Here is a 22,107-nt window from a genome sequence, read left to right as displayed (position 1 = left end):
AGGGAACAACCATGTCTTATCAGTATGTCAAAGTGTTGATTGCCAATCGGGTGGGTATTATTGAGTTCAACCACACACGCAAACTCAATGCCTTAAGTAAGGTGTTTATTGATGATTTGATGCAAGCGCTGCATGACCTCAATCATACCGATATCCGCTGCATTATTCTCCGCGCGCCCGAAGGTTCAAAAGTGTTCTCCGCCGGCCATGATATTCACGAATTACCCACTGGCCGACGGGACCCACTGTCATATGATGACCCACTGCGCCAAATCACCCGAACTATCCAAAAATATCCTAAACCGATCATTTCGATGGTCGAAGGTAGCGTTTGGGGTGGTGCATTCGAGATGATCATGAGCTCAGATATTATTGTGGCTTGTAACACCTCAACCTTTTCGATGACACCGGTGAATCTGGGCGTTCCCTACAATTTGGTGGGTATCCACAACCTTATTCGCGATGCTGGCTTCCATATCGTGAAAGAGTTGATTTTCACTGCCGCGCCAATAACCGCGCAGCGTGCACTTTCGGTTGGTATTCTCAATCATGTGGTTGACCCCGCTGAACTGGAGGATTTCACACTGAAATTAGCCCACGTCATTTCTGAAAAAGCACCACTGGCGATAGCCGTTATTAAAGAAGAACTACGGGTTTTAGGCGAAGCCCACACCATGAATTCAGATGAGTTTGAGCGCATTCAAGGTTTGCGGCGTGCCGTCTACGATAGTGAGGATTATCTCGAGGGTATGAGTGCATTTATGGAGAAGCGTAAGCCTACCTTTTTGGGGCATTAAACCTTCTCAACCAGAGGATTTCTTTATGAAACGGTCATATTGCATAATGAGCGCGGATGAAGCCGCTGAATGTATTGAACATGGTCATATGGTGGTGTTCAGTGGTTTTACCCCAGCCGGAGCGCCTAAGGCGCTTCCTGCCGCTATAGCCCGGCGCGCTATAGCGCATCATCAGCAGCAAAAAGATTTTCAGATTCGTTTACTGACCGGCGCGTCCATTAGTGCTAAAGCTGATGATGAAATGGCTGAGGCTGACGCTATCGCCTGGCGCGCGCCCTATCAGACCGCATCATTATTGCGGGAAAAAATCAACTTGGGTGCGGTCAGTTTTGTCGACCTGCATCTGAGTGAAGTGGCGCAAATGGTTAACTATGGCTTCTTTGGCGACATTGATGTCGCGGTTATTGAAGCCTCGGCGATCACCGCTGATGGCAAGGTGTATCTTAGCAGCGGCATTGGTAATGCCCCGGTTTTTTTACATAAAGCCAAGAAAATCATCATAGAACTCAATCATTATCACAGCCCACGGGTCGCTGAACTGGCTGATATCATCATGCTCGGTGCCCCACCACGGCGTAATACCCTGCCTATCTACCATACATTGGATAAAGTCGGCCAACCCTATGTACAGGTGGATCCGAGTAAAATTTTTGCCATCGTTGAAACCGAACTGCCGGATGCCGGTAATAGTCTGGATCGCGAAAACCCACTATGTGAAAAAATAGCCGACAATGTGGTGAGTTTCCTGCTTAATGAACTCAAATTGGGCCGTATTCCACCAGAGTTTCTCCCGCTGCAAAGCGGCGTCGGTAATATCAATAATGCCGTGATGAAACGTCTGGGAGAAAACCCAGATATTCCGCCGTTTATGATGTATTCAGAGGTGCTGCAAGAGTCGGTGGTTCAATTATTAGAAACCGAAAAAGTGATGGGGGTAAGTGCCTCCAGCTTGACCGTTTCCCCCGCCTCATTGAAGAAAATCTATGACAATATGGATTTCTTCTCTACCCGCATTGTATTGCGGCCACAGGAGATTTCTAACAACCCAGAGATCATTCGTCGGTTAGGGGTTATTGCCCTTAACGTCGGGCTTGAATTTGATATCTACGGCCATGCCAACTCGACCCACGTTGCCGGTACGGAATTGGTCAACGGTATTGGCGGCAGTGCAGATTTTGAGCGCAACGCCTATTTGTCGATCTTTATGGCCCCCTCCATCGTCAAAGGTGGAAAGGTCTCCACCATTGTGCCGATGTGTACCCATGTTGATCATAGTGAGCACAGCGTAAAAGTTATCGTTACAGAACAAGGCGTGGCTGACTTACGCGGGCTATCACCCATGCAGCGTGCCACCACGATTATCAATAACTGTGCACATCCGATGTATCGTGACTACCTGCATCGCTATCTGGCACAGGCCAAAGGCGGACATTTGCATCACAATCTGGCGCAAGCATTCCAGTTGCACCAAAATCTGTTCGAATTTGGCTCAATGTTGGCACCTTAATCACCCTCTCGGTCTGAATGTATATAGCCCATGACTTTTTCGATGTGATGATTATTCTTGAGCGAATATAGGTACTCTCGCATATACATGGGCTGATTCGGTGCATCAAAATATTTCAGCTTGGCGGGGTTAACTAACCGATAAGCAAACTGAGGCACTACCGTCAGAAACTGCCCTTGCTCAACAGCACTGATTTTTGCCATAAAGCTGTAGGGGCGATAGATAATAGTGGGGTTAATGCCAATCGCACGGAAATGCGCATCCAGTAGAGCCTCAAAATTTGCCCTATTTTGGAAGCGCATTTGCAACCAAGGCAATGTATTCAACAACTCTAGCGCCTGGATATTCTCAAAGCGACGTGACACTAAAAAACCGAGCCGTAAAGAGGGAAGCTCCGTGGCTTGCAGGGTATCAATATGGGTGACACGTTGTGACGCTTGCTGCGGGGAGATAATAAAATCTACACGGCGATCGAGTAAGTCATCAATCACACTGTTTTCGTTAAACTCAAAAGGCTGAGCGGTAATCCCGTCGTATTTATCGCTGAGACTGAACAATTGATCAAAAATGATGGTTGGGTAAGTGTTATCAATTCCTATCACAATATTCTTCTGACGCTGTGATATAGCCACAATGCTGTTATCTATAGCTGAAAGTCGTTGATAAATAGGAAATAGCTCCTGATAAAGCTCTTGTCCTGCTTTATTGAGGCTGATACTTTTCTCATTACGAGTAAATAAGGAATAACCGACCAATTCTTCCAGCGCCATAATACTTTTGCCGAAAGGAGATGCCGTCATGTGTAATTTTTCAGCCGCCTTCGCCATGCTATTTGTTTGGGCTAACACAATAAAATTACGCATTTTCTTGGAAATGAAAACGTTCATTACTTTACTGATATGACAGAGGAGAGAGTGCTACAGCATAAGGGAATCACATCAGAAATAGTGTGAGTGCAAGAAGAGTATCACTACCATTTTCTGGTAAAATTCTTTCAATACATTAATTTATTTATATATCAATAAAATAGACAATAAAAAGGCCAGAATGCTGTGTCACACACTGGCTTGTTTCTATACATCTCTATCACTCAGCAAGGCTTTCTTACAACAGAATCACCCTTGAGCCATCAATCCCAACAATTTAAGAACAAAATACCCCACCACAGCAATCACTAACGGCAAGATATATAAGGTAAAGAACTGCAAGAAGATGGTGTGATGCGGTAAAACCACCTTCTCTTCTAGCTGTTCACGGCTGCGCCCTTCGCTACCTTTGGCTTGTTCCAAAATCAATTGATCTTCAATACCTTCACGAATGTGCCGCACCTGCCGCGACATACGAGCACCAGATGCCTGTAGTGACAAACCGACAAAAATCAGCATATAGATGATAAAGAACATAATATTCGCGGCGGTTAAGCCCTGCTGAAGATCAGGTACTGGCGAGTTGAACCAGAAAACATCCAGAAAAGTGGTATTGAAGCGAATCATATCGGTCATCACATGGATAAAATCCAACATGACCGCATTAATCCCGCTGCTTTTTTGACTATATTGATAGGCAAAATTGATAATTGAGATCAATGTTGACAGCAGTGCTGGAATAAAAACGAGCCACCCTGCAATCCGTTTGATAACAGCGACGCGCCCAGCCTGTTGATAGGTCATGACTTCTCCTTGTAAATACCACAACTTATGTAGCTCTAGTTTACCCGCTACATTCGCTCTTTGTGCAAAATTTTTGCTATAACTCTCACCCTTAACACAAATTCAAGCCTAGCTCATTCGGCGCTTTATCATTAAGTTAATGATAAAGTATTCAGCCCGTAGCTAAAAAAACCACAGGAGTGATGATAAATGGCAACCCCTCACCCGATTAAAGCGGCAATTTTCGATATGGATGGCTTGCTGATAGATTCGGAACCATTATGGCTACAGGCCGAACTCGATATTTTCACCAATCTTGGGCTGGATACATCCTCACGGGATTCATTACCCGATACCTTGGGTTTACGTATCGATTTAGTGGTAAAGCTTTGGTTCCAAGCCATGCCATGGCAGGGTCCTAGTCAGGCGGAAGTGTGCAAACGGATTATTGTTCGGGCGATAGAACTGGTAGAAGAGACCCGCCCGGTGCTGCCAGGCGTTGAGTACGCACTGGACCTTTGCCGCCAACAAGGGCTGAAAATCGGCCTAGCATCAGCATCCCCTCTCCATATGCAAGAGCGTGTGCTGGACATGTTAGGTGTTAGAAATCAGTTCGACTGTCTGGTTTCAGCCGAATACCTGCCCTACAGTAAACCGCACCCTGAGGTGTATCTGAATGCTGCGGCTGATCTCGGTATCGACCCGCTACAATGCGTCACGCTGGAAGATTCGGTAAACGGTATGATTGCGACTAAAGCAGCACGAATGCGCTCTATCGTGATCCCATCGCCTGAATACTGCGCAGACCCACGCTGGGTATTGGCTGATCTTAAGTTGGAATCATTAGAGCAATTGAATAAAAAAGATATAACGTAATATTACCGTATTGATGATAGAGGGCGGTGGAGCCAATGACTCAACCGCCCAAATACCCTTTAGAGGAAATCATCTCGCTTAGGGTTAAAGGTGTCGATTAAAATACTATTATCTTCCAGTGATACCGCGCCGTGCATCTCATTTTTCACGGCACGATACGCATCACCCGCTTTCAATATGCGTTTCTGCCCTTCAATTTCCACTTCAAAGCTGCCTGCGGCAACATAAGCAATCTGGTCATGAATGTCATGTTTGTGTGCAGTACCAATGGCACCTTTGTCAAAGTGAACGCAGACCATCATCAGATCATCGCTCCAAGTCATTACTTTGCGTTTAATGCCATTTCCTAACTCTTCCCATGGCGTTTCATCATTAATAAAGAACATCTTCATTGTCTCACCTCATTATGCAGAATAAGTTTCTGATGTAGCGTAGTCACAGTTTCACGCTGAATTCTGCCCATTCTACGGGCAAAATTGGCAGATAAGCCATAAATAATCCAAAAATCATGACATCCCTCAAAAAATAATAAAACATCATTTCATTTTTATTGAATTAACTTCCCGCAAACACTATCATCATCAGCATTACAAGAAACACTCGGTCAGACATCAGACCAGTACAGGTTGTCAGCAACAATTGTCGACATCATGCGCTTGTTTGAGCCGGTCTTGCTTTCTGAGTTGGGTTTTACCCACCAAGATACTGTTCTGTAAAAGAGGTACTGACATGCAAGTTCGCCAAAGCATCCATAGCGACCACGCGAAACAGCTTGATACTGCCGGTTTGCGCCGTGAATTTTTGATCGAAAATATATTCACCGCAGATGAGTACACCCTGACCTATAGCCACATTGACCGCATCATCGTCGGGGGTATTTTGCCCGTCAGTAAAGCAGTCAGCATTGGTGATGATGTAGGTAAACAACTGGGTGTCAGTTACTTTCTGGAACGCCGCGAATTGGGCGTTATCAACATCGGTGGCTCAGGACTTATCGTTGTTGATGGTCAGCGTTATGAAATTAACAATGAAGAAGCATTGTATGTGGGTAAAGGTGCGAAAGAGGTGCAGTTCAGCAGTATCGACAGCACAAAACCTGCCAAGTTTTACTACAACAGCGCGCCAGCACACACCACTTACCCGAACAAAAAAATCACGTTGGCAGAGGCCGCACCGCAAACATTGGGTGATGATGCCACCAGCAACCGTCGCACTATCAATAAATACATCGTGCCTGATGTGTTGCCAACCTGCCAACTGACCATGGGTTTAACCAAACTGGCTCCCGGCAATCTGTGGAATACCATGCCTTGTCATACCCATGAACGTCGTATGGAAGTCTATTTCTACTTTGATATGGACGAAGAAACAGCGGTGTTCCACATGATGGGCCAGGCACAGGAAACACGTCATTTGTTAGTCCACAACGAACAAGCTGTGATTTCACCAAGTTGGTCTATTCATTCTGGCGTGGGCACTAAGCGTTATACCTTCATCTGGGGCATGGTCGGTGAAAACCAAGTCTTCAGTGATATGGACCACATCGCTGTTAGCGAATTGCGTTAAGCGTCACCAACCGAATCCGTCCTTTGGGCGGTTTTCTCCCCAATATTGAAATCGCGGCAATCTTTGACCGCCTTGAGAGAGATGTTAGCTATGATTTTAGATTCCTTTGAATTGAAAGGTAAAGTTGCACTGGTTACTGGCTGTGATACAGGTTTGGGCCAAGGCATGGCGATCGGTTTAGCCGAAGCCGGTTGTGATATCGTGGGTATCAACATTGTTGAGCCACGTGAAACTATTGATAAAGTGACTGCACTAGGCCGCCGTTTCCTTAGTCTGACGGCTGACCTGAGCAAAATTGAGCACATTCCTGCCCTGTTAGAACAAGCTGTCGCTGAATTTGGTCAAATCGATATTCTGGTCAATAACGCCGGTATCATTCGCCGTGAAGATGCGATCAACTTCAGCGAGAAGGACTGGGACGATGTCATGAACGTTAACATCAAAACCGTGTTCTTTATGTCTCAAGCGGTTGCTAAACAGTTCATTAAACAAGGCCATGGCGGCAAGATTATCAACGTGGCATCAATGCTGTCTTATCAAGGTGGTATCCGTGTGCCATCTTACACCGCATCGAAAAGCGCAGTCATGGGTGTGACTCGTCTGTTAGCTAACGAGTGGGCTAAACATGGCATCAACGTGAACGCAGTGGCACCGGGTTACATGGCAACCAACAATACCCAACAGTTGCGTAAAGATGAAGAACGCAGCAAAGAGATCCTTGACCGTATCCCTGCTGGTCGTTGGGGCTTGCCTGATGATCTGAAAGGTCCAGTGGTCTTCTTGGCATCTAAAGCATCTGATTATATCAGCGGTTACACCATCGCGGTTGATGGCGGTTGGTTGGCTCGCTAAGCCGATAATCATGACTAATTTGAGTTAAGGTCTATCTGGCGGAGTTATTCGCAATATTTTGACTCAAAAACGCATCAAGGCACAACTTCTGTTGTGCCTTTTTTATTACTTATTTATCAATTAGTTAACAAATAAATCTACCGGTAAATTTCTGCCAAAAGCGCAAAAATAAAAAATTCAAAACAACGTTCCGACTCCGATCACACTTTTGTCATTCGCTCAATGACTCGTCAGTAAATACAAATATAATAGATTGTGAAACGACGTTTCTATTTATAAGGAACCTTAAACCGGTTCTATCCTGATGTTCGATGATGGGGTTATGGCAATGGATTTTATAGGCAACATTAAAGGCAGCGACGCAATGATGATTAACTGGCTCAGCGCTATTCGCAGCTATGTTGATCTGGTCCAGTCTATTGGCCATAGCAACCAAAACCCTACCCCCCTGCTAGCTGATGGCTTTGATGTGCTGACACATCAACCGGTCGTATGGGAATTTCCTGATGGCCACAATACACCAATATCTAATTTTGCCAGTCAGCAAAACTGGTTGCGGACATTGGATGCCCTCAGTCTGGTGACTCAGGATCCGCAATATCACCAACAAGCACGAGTGCAAAGCAGCTATTTTATGCACCTTGGCGTTCATGAGCAAAGCGGGTTGTTTTACTGGGGCGGCCATCGTTTCCTCAATCTGGATACATTAACGACCGAAGGGCCAGAATCAAAAGCGCAAGTACATGAACTGAAACATCATCTGCCCTATTACGATTTTCTGGTCACTGTTGACCGGGAAAAAACACTTAATTTTTTACAGGGTTTTTGGCACGCCCATGTAGAGGATTGGCAAACGCTGGATCTGGGCCGCCACGGTAGCTACGACAAGTTACGCGACCCACATGTGTTTACCCATGCTCGCCGCGATGTGGTTAATCCTACTGACTTACCGCGCCTTCCTGAAACCAAAGGCCTGACCTTTGTGAATGCGGGTACTGACCTGATTTATGCCGCATATAAATATGCTGAATATACCGGTGATATCGCTGCTGCTGCCTGGGGGAAACATCTCTATCGTCAATATGTATTAGCCCGTAACCCAGAAACCGGTTTACCGGTTTATCAGTTCAGTTCGCCACAACAGCGTCGCCCTATCCCGGCGGACGATAATCAGACCCAATCTTGGTATGGCGATCGTGCCAAACGTCAGTTTGGTCCAGAATTTGGTGACATTGCTCGCGAAGCTAATGTGCTGTTTCGCGATATGCGCCCGCTACTGATTGATAACCCATTGGCGATGTTAGATATTCTGCGCCAACAACCCGACGAACAAGTCTTGCAATGGGTTATTGATGGCTTAAAGAACTACTATCGTTTCGCTTATAACGTTGAGAGTAATACATTGCGCCCGTTATGGAACGATGGACAAGACATGAGCGGCTATGTATTGCTGCGGGATGGTTACTATGGCGCCAAAGGTACGGTTATTTCGCCATTCCCATTAGATGTTGATTATTTGCTGCCATTAGTTCGCGCCTGGCGCTTGAGTGAAGATGAAGAGCTGCTGGATCTGATTGGTGTGTTACTGCACCGCTGGCAGTTTGCTGAATTGAACAAACAAAAACGCCGAGCATCATTGATGGTGGGTAAAAAACCTGCTGCCACTGCACACCTATTGTTGGCCTTAGTTGAACTGGCAGAACACTGCCAATGTAGCCGATTATTTGAATTAGCCTGGCAAGTTGGCGATGAACTATTTAAACAACATTACCATCGCGGCCTGTTTGTTGAATCGGCTCAACACCGTTATTTCCGTATCGACAATCCAATTGCATTAGCAATATTGGCCTTAATTGCAGCAAAACAAAATAAGTCTGCTGCTATGCCTCAATTTATTACCAATGGTGGTTACATTCATGGAGATTATCGGGTGAACGGGGAAAACCGTACTCTGTATGATATTGATTTTATTTATCCGACGCTTTTGAATCAGTAATTTTATTTATCTTTCATGTTATTAAAAATAGGTAAGCATTATGAATGAAAACAGAATGCTGGGGTTAGCCTATTTATCGCCTTATATACTCGGGTTGATAATATTTACGGCTTTCCCCTTTGTATCATCCTTCTTTCTCAGTTTTACTGAGTATGACTTAATGAACCCTCCCGTATTTAACGGGATCGAGAATTATCGTCATATGATTCTTGAAGATGATTTATTCTGGAAATCCATGGGCGTTACATTCGCTTATGTTTTTCTGACTATTCCTTTAAAACTGGCATTTGCTCTAGGGATCGCTTTTGTACTGAACTTTAAATTACGCGGTATTGGCCTGTTCCGTACTGCTTTCTATATTCCATCAATCCTCGGCAGCAGCGTTGCAATTGCCGTGTTATGGCGTGCCCTATTTGCCATTGATGGCCTGTTAAACAGCTTTATTGGCGTGTTCGGGTTTGATGCCATCAACTGGTTGGGAGAACCAGCGCTGGCGCTGACATCCGTGACATTACTGCGTGTCTGGCAGTTCGGTTCCGCCATGGTTATCTTCTTGGCTGCATTGCAGAACGTACCGCAGTCACAATATGAAGCAGCCATGATTGATGGTGCCTCTAAATGGCAAATGTTTATGAAAGTTACCGTGCCACTGATCACGCCGGTTATTTTCTTTAACTTTATTATGCAAACCACGCAGGCGTTCCAAGAGTTTACCGCGCCGTACGTTATTACCGACGGTGGACCAACTCACTATACGTATTTATTCTCGCTCTATATCTATGATACCGCGTTTAAATACTTTGATATGGGATACGGTGCTGCACTGGCCTGGGTATTATTCCTGGTAGTCGCCCTCTTCGCCTCAATTGCATTTAAATCATCTAAATATTGGGTCTTCTACTCCGCCGATAAAGGAGGAAAAAATGACTGACGTACAACAAACTTCCAACCAGAAGAAATTAGATCTGGCGCAGGAAATTGCTAATGCGGAAATTAGCCGCACAGAACGCAAAGCAAAAGTCAGTGCTGCTTTCCGCTACATCATTTTGATTATTGTCGGTCTGATGATGCTTTATCCGCTGCTGTGGATGTTCTCTGCGGCGTTTAAACCCAATAATGAAATTTTCACCACATTAGGATTATGGCCAGAAAACGCAACCAGTGATGGTTTCGTTAATGGTTGGAAAACCGGTACTGAATATAACTTCGGTCACTACATGCTTAACACCTTTAAGTTTGTAATCCCGAAAGTCATTCTGACTATTATCTCTTCCACTATCGTGGCATATGGTTTCGCACGCTTTGAGATCCCATGGAAGAAATTCTGGTTTGCAACATTGATTACCACCATGTTGCTGCCAAGTACTGTGTTATTGATTCCGCAATACATCATGTTCCGTGAAATGGGCATGCTGAATAGCTACTTACCACTTTATTTGCCGACGGCCTTCGCCACCCAAGGGTTCTTCGTCTTCATGCTGATTCAGTTCCTGCGTGGTGTACCACGTGATATGGAAGAAGCGGCACAGATCGACGGTTGTAACTCGCTACAGGTGTTGTGGTATGTGGTTGTGCCAATCTTGAAGCCGGCCATTATCTCTGTCGCACTGTTCCAGTTTATGTGGTCAATGAACGACTTTATCGGCCCACTGATTTATGTCTACAGCGTAGATAAGTACCCGATAGCGCTGGCTCTGAAGATGTCAATTGACGTCACCGAAGGCGCACCGTGGAACGAAATTCTGGCAATGGCAAGCATCTCCATTCTGCCGTCCATCATTGTTTTCTTCCTGGCTCAACGCTACTTCGTGCAAGGCGTAACCAGCAGCGGAATTAAAGGTTAATAGAGGATTTATCATGGCTGAAGTCATTTTCAATAAATTAGGCAAAGTTTACTCCAACGGTTTCCGCGCGGTTCATGGCATTGATCTGAAAATCCATGATGGCGAGTTTATGGTTATTGTTGGTCCATCAGGCTGTGCTAAATCCACCACTCTGCGCATGCTGGCAGGTCTGGAAACCATCAGTGATGGCGAAGTTCGAATTGGTGATCGGGTAGTCAATAATCTGGCACCTAAATCACGTGGTATTGCCATGGTGTTCCAGAACTATGCGTTATATCCGCACATGACAGTGAAAGAGAATCTGGCCTTTGGCCTGAAACTGAGCAAGCTGCCAAAAGATCAGATTGAAGCGCAAGTCGCAGAAGCGGCCAAAATCCTGGAGCTGGAAGACCTGCTGGACAGACTGCCGCGCCAGTTGTCAGGTGGCCAGGCACAACGTGTGGCAGTAGGCCGGGCGATTGTGAAAAAACCTGATGTTTTCTTGTTTGATGAACCGTTGTCGAACCTCGATGCCAAGTTGCGTGCCTCAATGCGTATCCGCATCTCAGATTTGCATAAGCAATTGAAAAAAAGCGGCAAAGCAGCAACAACTGTTTATGTTACCCATGACCAGACCGAAGCCATGACCATGGGTGACAGAATCTGTGTAATGAAACTGGGCCACATCATGCAAGTTGATACCCCGGATAATCTCTACCACTTCCCTACCAACATGTTTGTTGCAGGTTTTATTGGTGCACCGGAAATGAACATCAAACCGAGTACGCTGGTAGAAAAAGAGGGGCAGATTGGCCTGACAGTTGGCCAATACACTCTGGTATTGAGTGAAAAACAGCAAGCCAAAGTGGCCGCCCATGCCGGAGAAAAAGTGTTCTTTGGTGTACGTCCAGAATTTATTCGCATGTCACAACAACCCTTTGCCAATAACCATTCGCAAGGTGAATTAGTTCGTGTGGAAAACATGGGGCATGAATTCTTCTTATACATCAAGGTTGACGACTTTGAATTGACTTGTCGCTTACCGTCTGATGAAGCACGGCCAATTATTGAAAGTGGCCTGCATCGCACCGTGTACTTCCAATTTGATATGGATAAATGCCATATCTTTGATGCAAAAACAGAAAAAAATATCTCTCTTTAACAGGAGCAGTACCCAATGAAAAAAGCGATCCTACACACGCTGATAGCATCCACTCTGGCTTTATTATCACATCAGGCTTTTGCACAGGATGACGTTAACCTACGCATGTCATGGTGGGGGGGCAATGGGCGTCATCAAATGACACTTAAGGCTCTGGAAGAGTTCCACAAGCAGCACCCAAATATTAATGTTAAAGCAGAATACACTGGCTGGGACGGTCATCTTTCTCGTCTGACGACGCAAATTGCGGGTGGAACTGAACCTGACGTTATGCAAACAAACTGGAACTGGTTGCCCATCTTCTCCAAAGACGGCACTGGCTTCTATGACTTAAATAAAGTGTCAGAGCAGTTGGATTTGGCTCAATTCGATCCGAAAGAACTGCAACAGACTACCGTTAATGGCAAATTAAACGGTATCCCGATTTCAGTGACAGCGCGTATTTTCTATTTTAATGACGCGACTTGGGCTAAGTCTGGTTTAGAGTATCCTAAAACGTGGGACGAATTACTTAAAGCAGGTTTAGTATTTAAAGAAAAACTGGGTGACCAATATTACCCTGTGGTATTAGAGCACCAGGATACTCTGGCATTAATTCGCTCTTACATGACACAAAAATACAACACCCCGACTATCGATGAAGCTAATAAAAAGTTTGCTTATACACCAGAACAGTGGGTTGAGTTCTTTACTATGTATAAGAAAATGGTTGATAACCATGTAATGCCATCCACTAAATACTATGCATCATTCGGCAAAAGTAATATGTACGAAATGAAGCCGTGGATTAATGGTGAATGGGGTGGTACTTATATGTGGAACTCCACCATTACTAAGTATTCCGATAACCTGACTAAACCAGCAAAATTGATACTTGGCCCTTATCCGATGTTGCCAGAGGCAAAAGATGCAGGTCTGTTCTTTAAACCTGCTCAAATGCTCTCTATTGGTAAATCGACTAAGTATCCTAAAGAAAGTGCCATGCTCATCAACTTCCTGCTTAACAGCAAAGAAGGTGTTGATGCTATGGGCTTAGAGCGTGGTGTACCACTGAGTAAAACTGCGGTAACTCAACTGCGTGCCAGCGGTGTAATTAAAGATGAAGACCCATCTGTTGCTGGTTTAAATATGGCATTAGAACTGCCACATGAAATGAAAACGTCACCATACTTTGATGACCCGCAAATCGTTTCATTGTTCCGAGATGCAATCCAATATATCGATTATGGTCAGAAATCTGTTGAAGAATCTGCGGAATACTTTAATAAACAAGGTGACCGTATCCTGAAACGCGCCATGAGATAATCTGTAAATCTATTTAACTTAAGTGGTTATTAAACCCTGCCATTGATTTGGCGGGGTTGTTTTGTTTTATAAATAAAAAATAATAATAGCCAATTAGATCGCCATCACAAATTAATATCTGATTAAAAAATTAATCTCTAAGAAAGATCTGGATCACACAAATAATTATCCATATAAATAGAATATGAATCCACATAAAGTGAAACGTTGTTTCTTTGATTGTGGAATTGTTTTTTAGTCGTATGTTGATTTTTATAAACTTGTTAATGATTGTTGTTTTAAATAACCATAACCCTGGGATTATATAAAAAATGAAATTTAAATTACTTACTTTGGCAGTGGCATCTGTTATCAGTTTTAGTTCTGTTGCAACAACAATTGACTATCGGCATGAAATGAAAGATACCAGTAAATCTGATCATAAAGACCGTTTACTGATCTCCAACCGTTTTGCCAATGGTTTTGGTTTATCTTTAGAAGGGAAATGGGGCCAGCACAGCTCTGATACTACGCCTAATAAACCATTTAATGAGCAAGTCAGTAATGGTACCGAAGTGGTTGCCAGCTACGTCTATCAATTCAACAAAACATTCCAGATTGAGCCTGGTTTCTCATTAGAGTCATCATCTGACTCGAACAACTATCGCCCTTACCTGCGCGGTAAAGTGTCCTTTACTGATGATTTCTCTACCTCACTGCGTTATCGCCCATATTACAAGCGTAACCAGCCAGCTCAGACCAAAGCAACAGAGAAAGGCCATGAGTTCACCATGCTGTTTGCTTATAGTTTCTTGAAAGACTATTCAGCAGAATACGAATTAAACTACAAGAAATCTGAAGATGAAATTCTGGCAAATAAAGAAAAAGAAGAATGGAGTCATGATCTGAAAATTGCTTACAAATGGGATAAAAACTGGAAGCCATATGTTGCTATCGGCAACGTAGCAGGTAGCAAAACGACTGACGAGCGTCAAACTCGCTACCGTGTCGGTGTGCAGTACAGCTTCTAATTATTATGTTGTTATGAGTACCCTCATCATTATTTGTTAAATTATGCCCATACCCGTATTACTTTGGGGAAAAGTCGACTCCCGGTCACTTTTCCCCTTTTTTTATCAATGTAACTTCATTTCAGCCCAAGACCTGATATTTCCCCCCTGAATACTCACGTTAAACTCCCTGCTCTCAGCCAGAGAAAAATGAGACATTTAGTTACAGCGTAACGGCTATCCACGCCAAGATAAATCTCATATACTGGATAAATCAACAGCTACAGACTCGGAATTCAAGTATGACAGGGGAAGGACACCTTATTTTTTCTGTCGCCTGCGCTATCTTTGCCAAAAAAGTCGGTCTTACACCGGAACTGGCACAGGGTGACTGGTGGCATATTATCCCTGGCGCCCTGCTAACTTCCCTGCTACCCGATATTGATCACCCAAAGTCAATCCTTGGCCAGCGGTTAAAGTGGCTCTCCACCCCCATTGCCCGTGCATTTGGCCATCGTGGGTTTACCCATAGCCTATTGGCCGTTATCGGTGGTGTGGCACTATTTCAAATGGACATCTCACGCGATTGGATTATTCCCGCAGATGCGTTCCATGCAATGATTATTGGCTATTTCAGCCATTTACTAGCGGATATGCTCACACCTGCTGGCGTACCGCTGTTATGGCCTTGCCGCTGGCGATTCTGTATCCCGCTATTACGCCCACAAAAAGGCAATCAATTAGAACGCGTATTCTGTGTTCTATTAGTTTGTTTTTCCGTCTATTGGCAAACTGATACCACCATTCCCTTGCTATCCTATATGGAACAATTGAAAAACTTCCGACTGTGATCACATTTTAATGGGTTAATAATCACCAATTTGAATGTATTCCATACAAATCAGGGTAAAAATTTATATAACATTCCTTTTGGATATAAGTGAGCCTGAAGAGGAACTGCTACCATATGCGGCTAATTGCACCATGACGGTGCTTGGCTCTGTTCTAGATAAAAATAGTAATAGAATATGTGCCAGTATTTAAAATAATAATTTGGAGATATGGGGATGAACCTTCCGCTTGTGATTAACGTGCTGGTATTTGTAGCACTGCTATTACTATTGGCACAAACCCGGCATAAACAATGGAGTCTGGCCAAGAAAGTTTTGGTTGGCTTAGCACTGGGTGTGCTGTTTGGTCTGGGCTTGCAATGGGTATACGGTGCTGATAACCCGGTACTGAAAGAGTCCATCACCTGGTTTAATATTGTCGGAAATGGTTATGTGCAATTATTGCAGATGATTGTTATGCCGCTGGTATTCGCCTCAATCTTGAGTGCTGTCGCTAAACTGCATAATGCCTCTTCGCTAGGTAAAATTAGCGTACTGACAATCGGTACGTTGCTTTTCACCACCTTAATTGCTGCTCTGGTTGGCGTGCTGGTTACCAATCTGTTTGGCTTAACCGCTGAAGGCTTGGTACAAGGTACGCAAGAGACAGCACGTTTGAGTGCCATTGAAAGCAACTACTTAAGCAAAGTGACGGATTTGACAGTGCCGCAGTTGATCCTGTCGTTTATTCCGAAAAACCCGTTTGCCGATTTGACCGGGGCCAGTCCGACCTCAATTATCAGCGTGGTGATTTTCGCGACGTTCCTCGGTATTGCCTCACTGCAATTGCTGAAAGATGATGTCGAGAAAGGACAACGCGTATTAGTTGCTATTGATACGCTGCAAGCTTGGGTGATGAAACTGGTACGTCTGGTGATGAAACTGACCCCCTACGGCGTATTGGCACTAATGACCAAAGTTGTCGCTGGCTCTAATATTCAAGATATTATCAAGCTGGGGAGCTTTGTCGTTGCCTCCTACCTTGGTCTGGCGATTATGTTTGTGGTCCACGCCGTGTTGCTGTCATTCACTGGCATCAATCCGTTGAAGTTCTTCCGCAAAGTCTGGCCGGTGCTGACCTTCGCCTTTACCAGCCGCTCCAGCGCCGCCAGTATTCCGCTGAATGTGGAAGCTCAAACCCGCCGCTTGGGTATCCCGGAGTCCATCGCCAGCTTCTCTGCTTCCTTTGGTGCCACCATTGGGCAAAATGGCTGTGCTGGCCTCTATCCGGCGATGCTGGCCGTAATGGTCGCACCAACGGTGGGAATCAACCCTCTGGACCCAGTATGGATTGCCACACTGGTTGGGATTGTAACCATCAGTTCTGCCGGTGTTGCCGGTGTGGGCGGTGGTGCAACCTTCGCCGCGCTGATTGTTTTGCCGGCATTGGGCTTGCCAGTTACATTGGTTGCTTTATTGATCTCGGTTGAGCCATTGATTGATATGGGCCGGACCGCGCTGAACGTCAGCGGTTCAATGACCGCCGGTACCATTACCAGCCAATTGATGAAACAGACCGATAAAGAGATTCTCAACAGCGACGATGATGGCGATTTAGCCCATCAGTAACCGACGCTAATTAGTCACTCTATTGTGATGGCTCAGAAAGCCAGTCAGTAAAATGACTGGCTTTCTGCTTTTAAAGTGCTTATTGCCGCTAATTAATTGGCGACGTCAACTACCCTATGGGTGATATTTCTCGACCAACGCCAGAGCAATGGCTTCAGTTTCTATATCTGGTACGCCGCGAATATTCTGCGCCCTGAAATGCATCTGAAAAGCCTTAATAACCTGAATGGTTTCATTATCCAGCACGCCGCTTTGTGGGATTTGATAACCATAACGGGCCAGTGCCTGCTGAATAACAGTAACTGAGCCGATATCATACTTATTTCGACCATCAATATACTTAGCGACTGTTGCGTCATCTGGCCAGGCGCCTATGCCTTGCTGCGCCAAACGCTGCCATGGGAATAGCGGACCGGGATCAGATTTTCGCTGTGGAGCAATATCGCTGTGAGCTACGACATTCATCGGAGCAATATTATAACGCTCGACAATATCTCTGGTAAGGCGCTCAATCAATTCAATCTGAGACTCATTGTAAGGATACCACCTTCTACCCAACATCCTCTCAGTGAAGCCCTTATTGACGATTTCGATACCGATAGAGGTATCATTGAGACTGGTGCGCCCTTCCCAGTAACTCACCCCGGCATGCCAGGCTCTTTGGCTTTCAGGCACCAATTGCAAAACAACCGGTTTGCCCTCAACATTTTGGGGATGTGTTTTTACCAAATAATGGGCACTGACATTACCCTGAGTCAGTATTCGCAGTGATTCAGCATCATCTGTTGCAGTATAATGAAGCACTAAAAAACGCACTCGTTCATTTTGAGCCACTGATGGATGATTAGTATCGATTTTATAATCATCACGGTCGATCAGTTTATGCGGCCGGTCACTGTGAGGGCTACTACAACCCGCCAATAGCAGTAACAAACCCGCGCTTAATAACTTCCTCATCATTTTTCTCCCTATAATATGATTAAGCACGGTTATAGTGACCCAACCGAATTAAATGGACTGTCAACAATACATTTAATTAACAAATCACAAGACCGAATAATACCAAACACAATAAATAGTATTAGATTGATAATTATACATAGAAATTAATTGCTGTTATGGCTGTTTTAACAACCCAGCTTACCGTCATATCACTGATTTTGGTACGTCGGGCCGCTTACACCTTGGCGCGGGGGATTTACCAATAAAAAACGGCTCCTGGTTAAAGGAGCCGTCCGGCATCGCTGGGAAGGAATAAATAGTTATAATTAACAGCTGATTAAAAATATCCAATAATTATAAAGTATTTACCCTATTTCGCTTTATCCTCAGAAAGGATAATCACGGTAACCCATTTGCTCTGAGATGTTACGTGCTGCGCGATGCAAAGATTTAACTATGTCACTCTTGCTGTCTTCAGAAAAACGCAGCGTCGGGTATGAAATACTTAAGCCCGCGATCACCACACCGAAACGGTCGAAAACAGGTACAGCGATACAACGCAAACCTTCTTCTTGCTCCTCGACATCTTCACCAAAGCCCTGCTCACGCACCAGATCCAGCACTGGCAATAATGCAGCCGCGCTATCCAGGGTGTGTTTAGTGCTACGGGTGAACTCGATATGAGACAAGATTTCCTCTACTTCACCACGGTCACGCCACGCCAATAACACTTTACCAATTGCGGTACTGTGCAGTGGGTTACGACGACCAATACGGGAATGCATCCGCAGGTTATACATAGAATCAATTTTATGAATATAAACAATGCTGTCTTCATCCAATGCACCCAAGTGAATAGTTTCACGAGTTTCATTAGATAATTCACGCATCTGTATATCTGCGCTACGAATCAAATCAACATTTTGTAGCGCTTTAGCCCCCAGCTCAAATAACTTCAGCGTAAGGGAGTATTTCTCTGATTCGCCTTCCTGAGCAACATACCCCAGGGATTTCATGGTCTGGAGAAAGCGGTAAACCGTACTTTTAGGCATCATTACACGTTGGGAAAGCTCGGTAATACCAATTTCCCGTTCTTCACCCAATGCTTGTAAGATGCCAAAAACCTTCAGAACCGACGACACAGAGTCGGGCTGTTTATCTAGATCTGCAATAGCCATTTCTTGGTTACCCTACTCAGTTTTCTGTGTTTCATAAAACAATATGTTTTAAAAAAAATAGAACAGTGGTTTTATTATAAAGGGAAGTTGCGAGACTGTGCAATAAACCAATGTGAATAATAAGATATTAACCTTGCAGACAGCAAATTAGCCTCTTTCCATGAAAGAGGCTAGTGCAAAATTTAACTATTGCCAGACTGATTCAGGCAAAGTAGCCAAATAAAGTGCAGGTTTGCCATGAACATCAGATGTGAACAGAACTTGTTTATCATCAGGGGTAAAGGAAGGATGTGGATGCGTCACCTGCCGATCACCTTCAAACACCTGCCATGAGGTATCGTGGCGAGCAACACGATGCTGGCTGCCATTTTTCATGTTGAATACATACAGGAAAGGATCGTTTTCGATCTTATAGCCGCTATCGTCTTGTACATCTACCGGTGCATCTGAACCATCGCCGACCATCAACGTACCGTCATAGTTACTCATCAGATGGGAACACGCCGGCATAGAGGTCAATTGGCGATTTTCCAATGTCTGTGGGTCAGCACTGTAGATAAAGCGATCCGGGCTGCCTTTCAAATAAGAGACATACACCAGCGCCGAACCATCGGGTACCCAGAACTCATGGGTGCAGCTTTCGCCTTCAGCATGAGTTTTCACTTTACGCATGTTGCTGCCATCTTCATTGATTAGCCACATACGTGCATCAACCAGATCGTGTGGACCTTCATGGCAGAATGCGACCGTACTGTCATCATAAGGGCGATAGATTGGGTGACCTAGCCATTGATTCTCTTGCAAAATCACCGCCGACTCACCGGTTTTCAAGTCAACACGCATCAAACGGCAACAAGGTTTAGTGAAATAGAACTCGTGGAATTTTTTCCAATCGGTCAAGGGGACCCAGTCTTCGCGTTTAATTTCAATACCGACCAACTTGGTACAATCTGAATTGGCGACCCAGGTACCGTAACCCACCCACTCTTCAGGCACCTGATAAACCACGCTCTCTTCCAGTGTGGCAAGACAGACTCGCATCAGGTTACGCCCATCTTTGACATAAAACAGTGCATCATCTTCAGGTGACAAGAAACCACCAAAGGTATTGTCGCCACGCCCTTCTGTCAGTTGTGTTGCCACTTGCGTGTTGAGATCCAACAAGTAGTAGTTCCACGGACCATCAAAAGCGCCGCCGAACAATAACTTACTGCCATCACGGGTGAAACATTTTTGATAGAAATAGTTACGGTGGCAAGTGACATCAGGCGGCGTTAACCGTGTAACTTGTGCACCGGTAGAGGCATCCTGATATGTGTGAAATGTCAGGGGGATTTGTTTACCTTTGGCCATCAGGAAAGTCCTTAAAATCATCAGAGAATTAAAATTTGCCCGCAGAGGAACTTGTCAGGCTATTACTATCTCACATTATAGAAACGATGTTTCATTTTTCCGTGATCGCGGTTCTATTTTCACTGATTTAGCCAAATTACTGTGCTTATCAGCCTGTTAATCTGATTGCGATAACTGTACCACATCGCTATTTACAAATAAGCCGGCTGGCAAGGATGCATTCAAGCACAATACTGGTTAGCATATAAACACTTACCTACATCATTATTTTTACAGATAAAACCTATGATCCCATCATCAAACGATGGCATGCCGGTTCCTCAGCGCTATGCTGCAATATTGGTTATTGCACTCGGTATTACCATAGCGGTGTTGGATGGCACTATCGCCAACGTAGCTTTGCCAACCATCGCTCGTGACCTCAATGCCAGCCCAGCCACGTCTATTTGGGTCGTGAATGCTTACCAGTTAGCTATCACCGTGTCGTTGCTCTCAATGGCATCGCTGGGCGATATCATCGGTTATCGGCGGGTTTATCAGGCAGGTTTACTGGTGTTTAGTGTGACATCGCTGTTCTGTGCTCTGTCTGACTCCTTATGGACGCTAACATTTGCCCGTGTGCTGCAAGGGCTTGGCGCAGCAGCCTTAATGAGTGTTAATACTGCATTGATTCGGATTATTTATCCACGAGCACAACTGGGCCGTGGTATCGGTATTAATTCATTGATTGTGGCCGTTTCCGCCGCCGCCGGTCCCACCATTGCCGCGGCGGTGCTATCGGTTGCTTCATGGCAGTGGCTGTTTGCCATTAATGTCCCCATCGGCTTGTTGGCATGGTTGTTAGGTATGAAGTATTTGCCTGCCAATAATATGAAAAGTAACGGTAACCGTTTCGATTTTACCAGTTGTGTGATGAATGCTCTGACCTTTGGTTTACTGATAACCGCTATCAGTGGCTTTGCTCAGGGACAAAGCCCAACCCTGATAGCGGCTGAAATTATCGCATTGCTGCTAATTGGTTTCTTCTTTGTACGCCGTCAACTTAGTCAGTCTTTCCCGCTGCTTCCGGTTGATTTACTGCGTATTCCTATTTTTGCATTATCAATCGGCACTTCTATTTGCTCTTTTGCCGCACAAATGCTGGCAATGGTGTCACTGCCCTTCTTTTTACAAACTGTTCTGGGCCGTGATGAAGTGGCAACCGGACTGCTGTTAACCCCATGGCCGTTGGCAACCATGGTGGTAGCCCCGATAGCCGGGCGATTAGTCGAACGTTATCATGCAGGATTATTAGGCGGGATAGGTTTGGCGGTGTTTGCCAGTGGTTTGTTCCTGCTAGCATTGCTGCCAGCCAACCCGAGTGATGTGGATATTATCTGGCGGATGGTGCTATGTGGTGCCGGTTTTGGCCTGTTTCAGTCGCCGAATAACCACACCATTATTTCTGCTGCACCGCAACATCGTAGTGGTGGGGCCAGCGGCATGCTAGGCACCGCCCGTTTACTCGGGCAAACCTCTGGGGCGGCATTAGTGGCATTAATGTTCAATCTGTTCTCAACCAGTGGCACTCATGCTTCTCTGGTGCTGGCTGGCTGCTTTGCCAGTATCGCCGCATTGGTGAGTGTGCTGCGCATAAGCCAGAAACGTGGCTAG

The 22,107-nt window shown here is 45.1% G+C and carries 20 protein-coding genes; 14 read left to right on the top strand and 6 right to left on the bottom strand.

Going from position 1 to position 22,107, the window contains the following annotated elements:
* Window positions 1-11 precede the first annotated feature (11 nt).
* Together A6J66_004490 and A6J66_004485 are read left to right on the top strand one after the other, a co-directional pair.
* Entirely contained in the window at window positions 12-797 is a 786-nt protein-coding gene (locus A6J66_004490) for a methylmalonyl-CoA decarboxylase (protein PNM23517.1), read from the top strand.
* 25 nt (window positions 798-822) lie between these two features.
* Complete coding sequence (locus A6J66_004485) at window positions 823-2,304, top strand: acetyl-CoA hydrolase (GenBank protein ID PNM23516.1); 1,482 nt, start codon at window positions 823-825, stop codon at window positions 2,302-2,304.
* Here A6J66_004485 and A6J66_004480 read toward each other — a convergent pair.
* Both A6J66_004480 and A6J66_004475 read right to left on the bottom strand, forming a co-directional pair.
* Window positions 2,301-3,191: a LysR family transcriptional regulator gene (locus A6J66_004480; protein ID PNM23515.1), complete on the bottom strand. Its 891-nt coding sequence runs from the start codon at window positions 3,189-3,191 to the stop codon at window positions 2,301-2,303. The genes A6J66_004485 and A6J66_004480 overlap by 4 nt on opposite strands.
* A gap of 228 nt (window positions 3,192-3,419) precedes the next feature.
* Window positions 3,420-3,974, bottom strand: coding sequence for a hypothetical protein (locus A6J66_004475; GenBank protein ID PNM23514.1), 555 nt, complete (start codon window positions 3,972-3,974; stop codon window positions 3,420-3,422).
* A 189-nt stretch (window positions 3,975-4,163) separates the two neighbouring features.
* Between A6J66_004475 and A6J66_004470 the strand changes: the two genes are divergently transcribed.
* A complete protein-coding gene (locus A6J66_004470) occupies window positions 4,164-4,829 on the top strand; it encodes a 2-deoxyglucose-6-phosphatase (protein ID PNM23513.1) in 666 nt (221 codons plus the stop codon).
* 59 nt (window positions 4,830-4,888) lie between these two features.
* Here the strand turns inward: A6J66_004470 and A6J66_004465 are convergent, their stop codons facing one another.
* Complete coding sequence (locus A6J66_004465) at window positions 4,889-5,221, bottom strand: cupin domain-containing protein (protein PNM23512.1); 333 nt, start codon at window positions 5,219-5,221, stop codon at window positions 4,889-4,891.
* Between the two features lie 337 nt (window positions 5,222-5,558).
* Between A6J66_004465 and A6J66_004460 the strand changes: the two genes are divergently transcribed.
* The 10 genes from A6J66_004460 (at window position 5,559) to A6J66_004415 (ending at window position 16,981) form a co-directional block, all read left to right on the top strand.
* Window positions 5,559-6,395, top strand: a complete 837-nt coding sequence (locus A6J66_004460; protein PNM23511.1) for a 5-dehydro-4-deoxy-D-glucuronate isomerase — start codon at window positions 5,559-5,561, stop codon at window positions 6,393-6,395.
* A gap of 90 nt (window positions 6,396-6,485) precedes the next feature.
* A complete protein-coding gene (gene kduD, locus A6J66_004455) occupies window positions 6,486-7,247 on the top strand; it encodes a 2-deoxy-D-gluconate 3-dehydrogenase (GenBank protein ID PNM26892.1) in 762 nt (253 codons plus the stop codon).
* A 328-nt stretch (window positions 7,248-7,575) separates the two neighbouring features.
* Window positions 7,576-9,243, top strand: a complete 1,668-nt coding sequence (locus A6J66_004450; protein PNM26891.1) for a pectate lyase — start codon at window positions 7,576-7,578, stop codon at window positions 9,241-9,243.
* Between the two features lie 40 nt (window positions 9,244-9,283).
* Entirely contained in the window at window positions 9,284-10,174 is an 891-nt protein-coding gene (locus tag A6J66_004445; GenBank protein ID PNM23510.1) for a sugar ABC transporter permease, read from the top strand.
* A complete protein-coding gene (locus A6J66_004440) occupies window positions 10,167-11,087 on the top strand; it encodes a carbohydrate ABC transporter permease (protein PNM23509.1) in 921 nt (306 codons plus the stop codon). Before A6J66_004445 ends, A6J66_004440 begins: the two co-directional genes overlap by 8 nt.
* A 13-nt stretch (window positions 11,088-11,100) precedes the next feature.
* Window positions 11,101-12,228, top strand: a complete 1,128-nt coding sequence (locus A6J66_004435) for an ABC transporter ATP-binding protein (GenBank protein ID PNM23508.1) — start codon at window positions 11,101-11,103, stop codon at window positions 12,226-12,228.
* Window positions 12,229-12,243: 15 nt separating this feature from the next.
* Window positions 12,244-13,533, top strand: coding sequence for a carbohydrate ABC transporter substrate-binding protein (locus A6J66_004430; protein PNM23507.1), 1,290 nt, complete (start codon window positions 12,244-12,246; stop codon window positions 13,531-13,533).
* A gap of 311 nt (window positions 13,534-13,844) precedes the next feature.
* Window positions 13,845-14,543, top strand: a complete 699-nt coding sequence (locus tag A6J66_004425) for a DUF481 domain-containing protein (protein PNM23506.1) — start codon at window positions 13,845-13,847, stop codon at window positions 14,541-14,543.
* 281 nt (window positions 14,544-14,824) lie between these two features.
* Window positions 14,825-15,373 carry a metal-dependent hydrolase gene (locus A6J66_004420; GenBank protein PNM23505.1) on the top strand — a complete coding sequence of 183 codons (549 nt, stop codon included), beginning with the start codon at window positions 14,825-14,827 and terminating at the stop codon, window positions 15,371-15,373.
* A 210-nt stretch (window positions 15,374-15,583) separates the two neighbouring features.
* Window positions 15,584-16,981, top strand: coding sequence for an L-cystine transporter (locus tag A6J66_004415; GenBank protein ID PNM23504.1), 1,398 nt, complete (start codon window positions 15,584-15,586; stop codon window positions 16,979-16,981).
* 114 nt (window positions 16,982-17,095) lie between these two features.
* Here the strand turns inward: A6J66_004415 and A6J66_004410 are convergent, their stop codons facing one another.
* The 3 genes from A6J66_004410 to A6J66_004400 all read right to left on the bottom strand — a co-directional run bounded on the left by A6J66_004410 (window position 17,096) and on the right by A6J66_004400 (window position 20,454).
* On the bottom strand, window positions 17,096-17,938 hold the full coding sequence (locus A6J66_004410) for an N-acetylmuramoyl-L-alanine amidase (GenBank protein PNM23503.1): 843 nt from the start codon (window positions 17,936-17,938) through the stop codon (window positions 17,096-17,098).
* Between the two features lie 371 nt (window positions 17,939-18,309).
* Entirely contained in the window at window positions 18,310-19,101 is a 792-nt protein-coding gene (locus A6J66_004405; protein PNM23502.1) for a DNA-binding transcriptional regulator KdgR, read from the bottom strand.
* Window positions 19,102-19,287: 186 nt separating this feature from the next.
* Entirely contained in the window at window positions 19,288-20,454 is a 1,167-nt protein-coding gene (locus A6J66_004400; GenBank protein PNM23501.1) for an oligogalacturonate lyase, read from the bottom strand.
* Between the two features lie 285 nt (window positions 20,455-20,739).
* Here A6J66_004400 and A6J66_004395 point away from each other — a divergent pair, with 285 nt between their 5' ends.
* Window positions 20,740-22,107 (top strand): MFS transporter, encoded by a 1,368-nt coding sequence (locus A6J66_004395; protein ID PNM23500.1) that lies wholly within the window; start codon window positions 20,740-20,742, stop codon window positions 22,105-22,107.

Origin of the sequence: Yersinia enterocolitica (assembly GCA_002082245.2) — a bacterium.
Taxonomy (GTDB): Bacteria; Pseudomonadota; Gammaproteobacteria; order Enterobacterales; family Enterobacteriaceae; genus Yersinia; species Yersinia enterocolitica_E.
This window is presented reverse-complemented; position numbering and strand designations above follow the sequence as displayed.

Excerpts from the sequence above, each read along its gene's own strand:
- A6J66_004410 (PNM23503.1), bottom strand. The coding sequence starts at position 17,938 with ATGAGGAAGTTATTAAGCGCGGGTTTGTTACTGCTATTGGCGGGTTGT.
- A6J66_004480 (PNM23515.1), bottom strand. The coding sequence starts at position 3,191 with ATGAACGTTTTCATTTCCAAGAAAATGCGTAATTTTATTGTGTTAGCC.
- A6J66_004470 (PNM23513.1), top strand. The coding sequence starts at position 4,164 with ATGGCAACCCCTCACCCGATTAAAGCGGCAATTTTCGATATGGATGGC.
- A6J66_004430 (PNM23507.1), top strand. The coding sequence starts at position 12,244 with ATGAAAAAAGCGATCCTACACACGCTGATAGCATCCACTCTGGCTTTA.
- A6J66_004475 (PNM23514.1), bottom strand. The coding sequence starts at position 3,974 with ATGACCTATCAACAGGCTGGGCGCGTCGCTGTTATCAAACGGATTGCA.
- A6J66_004395 (PNM23500.1), top strand. The coding sequence starts at position 20,740 with ATGATCCCATCATCAAACGATGGCATGCCGGTTCCTCAGCGCTATGCT.
- kduD (PNM26892.1), top strand. The coding sequence starts at position 6,486 with ATGATTTTAGATTCCTTTGAATTGAAAGGTAAAGTTGCACTGGTTACT.
- A6J66_004425 (PNM23506.1), top strand. The coding sequence starts at position 13,845 with ATGAAATTTAAATTACTTACTTTGGCAGTGGCATCTGTTATCAGTTTT.
- A6J66_004485 (PNM23516.1), top strand. The coding sequence starts at position 823 with ATGAAACGGTCATATTGCATAATGAGCGCGGATGAAGCCGCTGAATGT.
- A6J66_004420 (PNM23505.1), top strand. The coding sequence starts at position 14,825 with ATGACAGGGGAAGGACACCTTATTTTTTCTGTCGCCTGCGCTATCTTT.
- A6J66_004445 (PNM23510.1), top strand. The coding sequence starts at position 9,284 with ATGAATGAAAACAGAATGCTGGGGTTAGCCTATTTATCGCCTTATATA.
- A6J66_004490 (PNM23517.1), top strand. The coding sequence starts at position 12 with ATGTCTTATCAGTATGTCAAAGTGTTGATTGCCAATCGGGTGGGTATT.
- A6J66_004460 (PNM23511.1), top strand. The coding sequence starts at position 5,559 with ATGCAAGTTCGCCAAAGCATCCATAGCGACCACGCGAAACAGCTTGAT.
- A6J66_004405 (PNM23502.1), bottom strand. The coding sequence starts at position 19,101 with ATGGCTATTGCAGATCTAGATAAACAGCCCGACTCTGTGTCGTCGGTT.
- A6J66_004400 (PNM23501.1), bottom strand. The coding sequence starts at position 20,454 with ATGGCCAAAGGTAAACAAATCCCCCTGACATTTCACACATATCAGGAT.
- A6J66_004435 (PNM23508.1), top strand. The coding sequence starts at position 11,101 with ATGGCTGAAGTCATTTTCAATAAATTAGGCAAAGTTTACTCCAACGGT.
- A6J66_004465 (PNM23512.1), bottom strand. The coding sequence starts at position 5,221 with ATGAAGATGTTCTTTATTAATGATGAAACGCCATGGGAAGAGTTAGGA.
- A6J66_004440 (PNM23509.1), top strand. The coding sequence starts at position 10,167 with ATGACTGACGTACAACAAACTTCCAACCAGAAGAAATTAGATCTGGCG.
- A6J66_004450 (PNM26891.1), top strand. The coding sequence starts at position 7,576 with ATGGATTTTATAGGCAACATTAAAGGCAGCGACGCAATGATGATTAAC.
- A6J66_004415 (PNM23504.1), top strand. The coding sequence starts at position 15,584 with ATGGGGATGAACCTTCCGCTTGTGATTAACGTGCTGGTATTTGTAGCA.